Source organism: Blautia sp. AM42-2, assembly GCF_003480245.1.
GTDB lineage: Bacteria > Bacillota > Clostridia > Lachnospirales > Lachnospiraceae > Fusicatenibacter > Fusicatenibacter saccharivorans.
In genome coordinates this window covers 485,650-493,480 of sequence record NZ_QUIM01000002.1, presented here as the reverse complement: position 1 = coordinate 493,480, position 7,831 = coordinate 485,650, and the positions used below count along the sequence as shown (strand labels likewise).

The following is a 7,831-nucleotide window of genomic DNA, read 5'->3' as shown; positions in this document are numbered from 1 at the left end:
AAGTTTTAACGATTGCAGGGTGATTTTGTGCAATTTTCGTTATTTGCTCATTTATAGTTGTATACTTATCATCAACCTCGCCAAGCTCTCAGACTGGGGGATGTTTCTGTTTCCTTGCCATAGCGGTTACAGAAATGTTGTCTGCTGTAAATATAAGCACATCGACCATTTCCAACCTCATAATAATTTCCCAGCTCAATCACTTCACTTTCGTTTCGGCTCTGTTGCTCCCTGTCCTACGCTTAAATCTGACGTTACCGTTTCGACTCCAAGGACTCGGTACAGGCGGTTGGCTAGACCCTACCCGACAGGATTTTCCTGTTATATACAATCAGCTTACAAAAGCAAGCAGAGTTTTCTCCGCTCGCCAGAGGAAATCAGCTTAGCTGATTTCTCAGCTCGCACTATATTTGAATTATACAAGAAGCTCCCTACTGGCTCATGTCCAGAACTTTCCAGGTCTCCCAGATATGTCGAATATAACTATATCAGGTATGCCGTGCTCTGGGACTCCGGTGTGTTTTCATAATCTCGCTTAGCGATTATTCCTTATTGGTGACCCAGGGCGGTAGCAGACCACCCAACACAATCGATAATTCTAACGAAGCTCAATCACTTCACGCTTTCGCATTACGGCGTTCCTGTTCCCTGTCCTACGCTTAAACATCATTGTTAGCCTTCGATGCTCCAAGGACTCGGTACTGGCGACTTGCTAGGTCTTACCAGACTGGATTCCCACCAGTTATATATTCGGCACCGAACTGGCGCACATCTCCTACACTATATTTTATCACCCCTGTAAAGAGATTGCATTATTTAAGAGGATTGCTATAGGCAAGGACTTCCCTGTTGCCGAAGATCTTAGTAAGACCCCGGCGGATGCCGGTATAATAATCACCGATCTTTTCACCGGAAAACATAAAATCGTTCTCAATAGAAAGATGTTTTCCATGTTTGGCAGGACGTCCCAGCCGACCGGTATGCGTAGGTGCAATGCCAGCTGTCACAAAGGATGATGACATGATCTTTGCTGTGATATTCCGGCATAACGTGCCAGATTATGGATGCTGCCAGTTCCAGTTTGGATTATTTTTCTGCCATATACGATGACTAAGTGAAACGGAAAGGTAAGACACCTTATCATTATTCCAGACAGGTACGCAGAGCATAACACTCACAAAGTAGTATCCATTCAGTTAGTTGGAGCCATTGTGTGCAGCATGGTCAAACAGTTTTGAAACATTTTTAAATTTTATACTAAATTTGGATACCATTGTATCATCGATACGTAAAAATACCAACTGCATCTGCAAGGAATCAAGTATCAGTTTCAAAACAATCCGGGCAATGTTATTCACAAATCTGGAATAATCAATCTTTGCATAAGAACATGCATAATAAAATACATTCAGTGATTTCTTTGTTATTCCAGATAAAAATGCTGATACAAAAGCCGGATAGAATATGTAGATTCCAAAGTCAGTATAGATAGTATCTGCAGAAACAGTGTATCTGCTTTCGGAACGAGAATGTAATAGAAACTGTGTAAGTTCTTCTAATCTGCTCTCAAGATTTTATCAAATGCCAGAATTGTCAGTCAAGGCTGGAACCCTTACCATGACTGGCATTCCGACATTTAAAGCAAGGTAGTCAAGCAGGCAAAGGGGAAATTGTCAGACAATTTACTTACACACTTTTTAGACATTCCCTTCGGACCAGAAAAAGTTTCAATATAAATCAAAAATATTGATGAAGTCTACCAATCAGGGGATTCTCGTTGTATAATGTATTTGTTGTGCAGGGTCACTCCTTTGTAATGTTTTTGTCAAACTCATTATCCATCAGAAGGTCTGTACAATATTTTTTTATAAAAAAGTTGTAAATTGGTGCAAAATATGTAAACGAATATATAAATTACTCTTAACAAACAGCGCTATATCATTATCCGTTTAACTTTATGTAAATTTTATTTAACCTGATCAACCAGCCTTCTTATGATTATACCACTCAACATCTCTATATTTAAGTATCATGCTATTTTTCCACGGATCATACAAATCTCAATCAGCAATTACCAGAGGCTTTATCCACTGATGCCCTAATTTATTGTACTACCTAAATTTTCAGTCTGCTCATTTATTACTCCTTTTTGTCGTATTCCTCAAAGCCTGCGAGTTTTGCACGTTTGTAGGAAGCAAAATTGCCCTCGTCGAGTGCAGTCCGGATTTCTGTCATCATATTGTTGTAGAAATACAGATTGTGCAGAACACAGAGGCGCATGCCGAGCATCTCTTTTGCTTTCAGCAGATGGCGGATATAGGCTCTACTGTAATGGCGGCACGCTGGGCACTGGCAGCCTTCCTCGATCGGGCGAGGGTCCAGCTCATATTTCTGGTTGAACAAATTCATTTTTCCATGATTTGTATAAACGTGACCGTGACGTCCGTTCCGGCTCGGATATACACAGTCGAAGAAATCAACGCCGCGCTCTACACCCTCGAGAATATTGGCCGGTGTTCCGACACCCATCAGATATGTCGGTTTTTCTTTTGGCAGATACGGAACCACTTCATCGAGAATATGATACATCTCCTCGTGTGTCTCTCCTACCGCAAGACCGCCGACGGCATATCCGTCAAGATCCATCTCGGAAATCCGTTTTGCATGATCGATACGGATATCTTCATAGATTGCTCCCTGATTGATACCAAACAGCAGCTGGTGCTTGTTGATGGTATCCTCTCTCTGGTTCAGTTCCTGCATTTTATCCTTGCATCGCTGCAGCCATCTTGCCGTACGGTCCACGGAATTCTGCACATAACGGCGGTCTGCCACACTCGATGGGCACTCGTCGAAGGCCATCGCAATCGTGGATGCCAGATTGGACTGGATCTGCATACTCTCCTCCGGTCCCATGAAGATCTTTCTTCCGTCTACGTGGGAGTGGAAATAGACACCCTCCTCCTTGATTTTCCGAAGGCCTGCAAGAGAGAATACCTGGAATCCGCCGGAGTCGGTCAGGATCGGTTTATCCCAGACCATAAACTTGTGGAGTCCGCCCATCTTCTTTACAACCTCGTCGCCCGGACGCACGTGGAGGTGGTACGTGTTGGAGAGCTCTACCTGCGTGCCGATCTGCTGGAGATCCTCAGTGGAAACAGCTCCCTTGATCGCTGCCGCGGTTCCGACATTCATGAATACCGGCGTCTCGATATTGCCGTGCACGGTTTCCATGTGGGCGCGCTTCGCTCTTCCTTCCATTTTCAGAATTTTATACATAACGCTTTTCATCCTTTCTCATGATCCCTGCCGCCTGTTTTTCATGCAGGGCATACTCTTTTTAGTATACAGGCAAAACCCGTTTTTGACAATGCCTGAATTTTCTTTTTTCTGCCTTTTTCCCTCCTGGTTTCTCCATTTTTCACAAGGACTTTATACTTTTTTCGTAAGACATCGCCCTTTTTCCAATTGTATTTCCTTATTTTTTGTCGTATAATGTGTTGAGATTGTTTCTTATTATAAAAGGAGTTTGATTCATGACTGATAAAAAATATACTCTCGGAATCGACATCGGTTCCACCACTGTTAAAATTGCGATCCTCGACGAAGAGAACCAGCTTCTCTTTGCCGATTACGAGCGCCATTTTGCAAACATTCAGGAAACCCTTGCCCACCTGCTCGGGGAAGCACACGAAAAGCTGGGCGAACTGACCCTGCAGCCGGTCATCACCGGTTCCGGCGGACTTGCGCTTGCCAACCACCTCGGCATCCCGTTCACGCAGGAAGTTATCGCGGTTTCCACTTCGTTAAAAGCACTCGCTCCGCAGACCGACGTTGCCATCGAGCTCGGCGGTGAGGATGCCAAGATCATCTATTTTGAGGGCGGCAATGTGGAGCAGCGTATGAACGGTATCTGCGCCGGCGGCACCGGTTCTTTCATCGACCAGATGGCTTCTCTTCTGCAGACCGATGCAACCGGACTCAACGAATACGCGAAGCATTACCAGGCGATTTATCCGATCGCAGCACGCTGCGGTGTATTCGCAAAAACCGATATCCAGCCGCTCATCAACGACGGTGCAACAAAAGAGGATCTTTCCGCTTCCATTTTCCAGGCAGTTGTCAACCAGACCATTTCTGGTCTTGCCTGCGGTAAACCGATCCGCGGCCACGTTGCCTTTCTCGGCGGCCCGCTGCACTTCCTCTCGGAATTAAAGACAGCATTCGTCCGTACCTTAAAACTGGATGACGAGCATACAATCGTACCGGACAACTCCCACCTGTTTGCAGCCATCGGTTCTGCGATGAATGCAGACGGAAAAACCGAGATTTCCCTTCTCGCACTGAAAAAACGGCTCGAAGAGAAAGTTGCTATCGATTTTGAGGTTGCCCGTCTTGAGCCGCTGTTTAAAGATCAGGCCGAGTATGACGAATTTCTGGCGCGCCAGAGTGTCAACAACGTCGTGACCGCCGATCTTTCCACCTACGAAGGAAACTGCTATCTCGGTATTGATGCCGGTTCCACGACGACCAAAGCTGCACTCGTCGGCGAAGACGGTGCTCTTCTCTATTCCTTCTACAGCAACAACCACGGAAATCCGCTCGGCACATCGATCCGCGCGATCCAGGAGATCTACTCCAAACTGCCGGATTCCGCACAGATCGCCTGGTCCTGTTCGACCGGTTACGGCGAGGCGCTCATCAAAGCTGCACTGATGCTGGACGAGGGTGAGGTAGAGACGATTTCCCATTATTACGCTGCCGCATTCTTCGATCCGGAAGTCGACTGTATTCTCGACATCGGCGGCCAGGATATGAAGTGCATCAAGATCAAAAACGGCACTGTAGACAGCGTACAGCTGAACGAGGCATGTTCCTCCGGCTGCGGTTCCTTCATCGAGACGTTCGCGCAGTCCCTGAACTACAGCGTGCAGGATTTCGCGCATGAGGCGCTGTTTGCAAAACACCCGATCGATCTTGGTACCCGCTGTACCGTATTTATGAATTCCAAGGTAAAACAGGCGCAGAAAGAGGGCGCATCCGTCGCCGATATTTCTGCCGGACTTGCCTGCTCCGTTATTAAAAACGCATTATATAAGGTAATTAAAGTTTCGGATGCCACCGAGCTGGGACGCCACATCGTCGTACAGGGCGGTACGTTCTACAACGACGCTGTTCTCCGAAGCTTTGAGCGGATCGCCAACTGCGAAGCCATCCGCCCGGACATCGCCGGCATCATGGGTGCGTTCGGTGCGGCGCTGATCGCAAGAGAGCGCTACTCCGCCGATCAGGAGACCACGATGCTCTCCATTGAAAAGATCAACGAGCTGAAATATTCGACCACGATGGCAAACTGTAAGGGATGTACGAACAGCTGCCGTCTGACCATCAACAAATTCTCCGGCGGCCGTCAGTACATCAGCGGAAACCGCTGCGAGCGCGGTATCGGAAAAGAGAAAAACAAAGATCATATTCCGAACCTGTTCGAATACAAATACAAACGGATCTTCGGCTACCAGCCGCTGCCGCAGGATGAAGCGATCCGCGGAGAGGTCGGCATTCCGAGAGTCCTCAATATGTTTGAGAATTATCCGTTCTGGTACACCTTCTTTACGCAGCTGAAATACCGCGTGGTACTCTCTCCGACCTCGAGCCGCAAGATCTACGAGCTCGGTATTGAGTCGATTCCAAGTGAATCCGAGTGCTATCCGGCCAAACTGGCGCACGGCCATGTGACCTGGCTCTTACGCCACGGTGTGAAGTTCATCTTCTACCCGTGTATCCCGTACGAGCGCACCGAGTTCCCGGAAGCCATCAACCACTACAACTGCCCGATCGTTACCTCGTATGCGGAAAATATCAAAAACAACGTGGACGAGCTGCAGGACGATTCCATTACGTTCCGCAATCCGTTCCTTGCGTTTACGAGTGAAAAGGTGCTTGCCGATGGTCTTGTCAAAGAGTTCTCCGGTCTGCCGGAGGATGAAGTCCGTGCTGCTGTTCATGCCGGATGGGAAGAGCTTGGCGCTGCAAGACGCGATATGCAGAAAAAAGGCGAGGAAACGCTTCAGTATATGAAAGAAACCGGCCGCAGAGGCATCGTGCTTGCCGGCCGTCCGTACCACATCGATCCAGAAATCCATCACGGTATCCCGGATATGATCAACTCCTACGGACTGTGCGTGCTGACGGAGGACTCTGTTTCCCATCTGGCACCGCTCGAGCGTCCGCTCCGTGTCAATGACCAGTGGATGTACCACACCCGTCTATATGCAGCTGCAAACTATGTAAAGACACGCGACGATCTTGACCTGATTCAGCTGAACTCGTTCGGCTGCGGTCTCGACGCCGTTACCACCGATGAGGTTTATGAGATTCTGACCAGAAGCGGCAAGATTTATACCTGCCTGAAGATCGATGAGGTCAACAACCTCGGCGCTGCCAGAATCCGTGTCCGCTCTCTGCTCGCTGCCCTCCGTGCACATGACCGGAAACAGGCGGTACGCGAGATTCTTCCGTCCTCGATCCAGAAACCGGTCTTCACGAAAGAAATGCGGAAAGACTACACCATCCTCTGCCCGCAGATGTCACCGATCCACTTTTCGCTTCTGCAGCCGGCGTTCAACGCAGCCGGATACAATCTGGAAGTGCTTCCGAACGACAACAAAGAGGCGGTTGATGTCGGACTGAAATACGTCAACAACGATGCCTGCTATCCGTCTCTGATGGTAGTCGGACAGATTATGCAGGCGCTGCTCTCCGGCAAGTATGACCTGAACAAAGTGGCTGTCATCATGAGCCAGACCGGCGGCGGCTGCCGTGCTTCGAACTACATCGGATTTATCCGCCGTGCACTGGAGAAGGCCGATATGACGCAGATTCCGGTCATCTCGATTAACTTGAGCGGTCTGGAGGAAAATCCGGGCTTCAAGATCACACCGGATCTTGCGATTCGTCTCTGCTATGCAGCAGAATTCGGCGATATCATGATGAAATGTATTTACCGGATGCGTCCTTATGAGCAGAAAAAGGGCACGACAGACCGGATTCACAAGAAATGGGAGAAGATCTGTATTGATTTTGTTTCGGCAAAACATTTAAGCCATACCCGCTTTAAACAGATCTGCCGCACGATGATCCGCGACTTTGACCATATTCCGATTACGGATGAGAAGAAACCTCGCGTTGGTATTGTCGGCGAGATTCTCGTTAAGTTCCTTCCGGCGGCGAATAACCATCTGGCGGAGCTGCTCGAAAGTGAAGGTGCGGAGCCGGTTGTGCCGGATCTGATTGATTTCTTCTGCTACTGCTTCTACAATACGAATTTCAAGGTGGAGCACCTTGGCTTCAAGAAGAGTTCTTCGATGCTCGGAAATACGGGTATCAAGCTGATCAACTGGCTACGGAGTGCGGCTGTTGCAGAGTTCAAGAAGAGTGAGCATTTTGATCCGCCGGCTGACGTACGGGATCTGGCCAAATATGCTTCTCCGATCGTCTCCTGCGGCAACCAGACTGGTGAGGGATGGTTCCTGACCGGCGAGATGATGGAGCTGATCCACAGCGATGTTTACAATATCGTCTGCATCCAGCCGTTCGCGTGCCTGCCGAACCATATTGTCGGCAAGGGTGTTATTAAGGCGATCCGCAAGGAGTATCCGAAGGCGAATATTGTGGCGGTTGACTACGATCCGGGTGCTTCGGAGGTTAACCAGCTCAATCGTATTAAGCTGATGCTTTCTACTGCGAATAAGAACCTGAAGCAGGAGCCAAATGGCGAGAAAGACGCGTAAAATTACATAATATATTTTCTGAACATCAAAATAAATCCCCG

2 protein-coding genes are annotated in these 7,831 nt (G+C 48.3%); one reads left to right on the top strand and one right to left on the bottom strand.

Features of this window, described 5'->3' with window-relative positions:
* Nucleotides 1-2,139 precede the first annotated feature (2,139 nt).
* Nucleotides 2,140-3,279, bottom strand: coding sequence for a tRNA guanosine(34) transglycosylase Tgt (gene tgt, locus DW915_RS05300; protein ID WP_118741730.1), 1,140 nt, complete (start codon nucleotides 3,277-3,279; stop codon nucleotides 2,140-2,142).
* A gap of 257 nt (nucleotides 3,280-3,536) precedes the next feature.
* On the opposite strand from tgt, the gene DW915_RS05295 reads away from it, so the two are divergent.
* Complete coding sequence (locus DW915_RS05295; RefSeq protein ID WP_118594945.1) at nucleotides 3,537-7,790, top strand: 2-hydroxyacyl-CoA dehydratase; 4,254 nt, start codon at nucleotides 3,537-3,539, stop codon at nucleotides 7,788-7,790.
* Nucleotides 7,791-7,831: the final 41 nt, after the last annotated feature.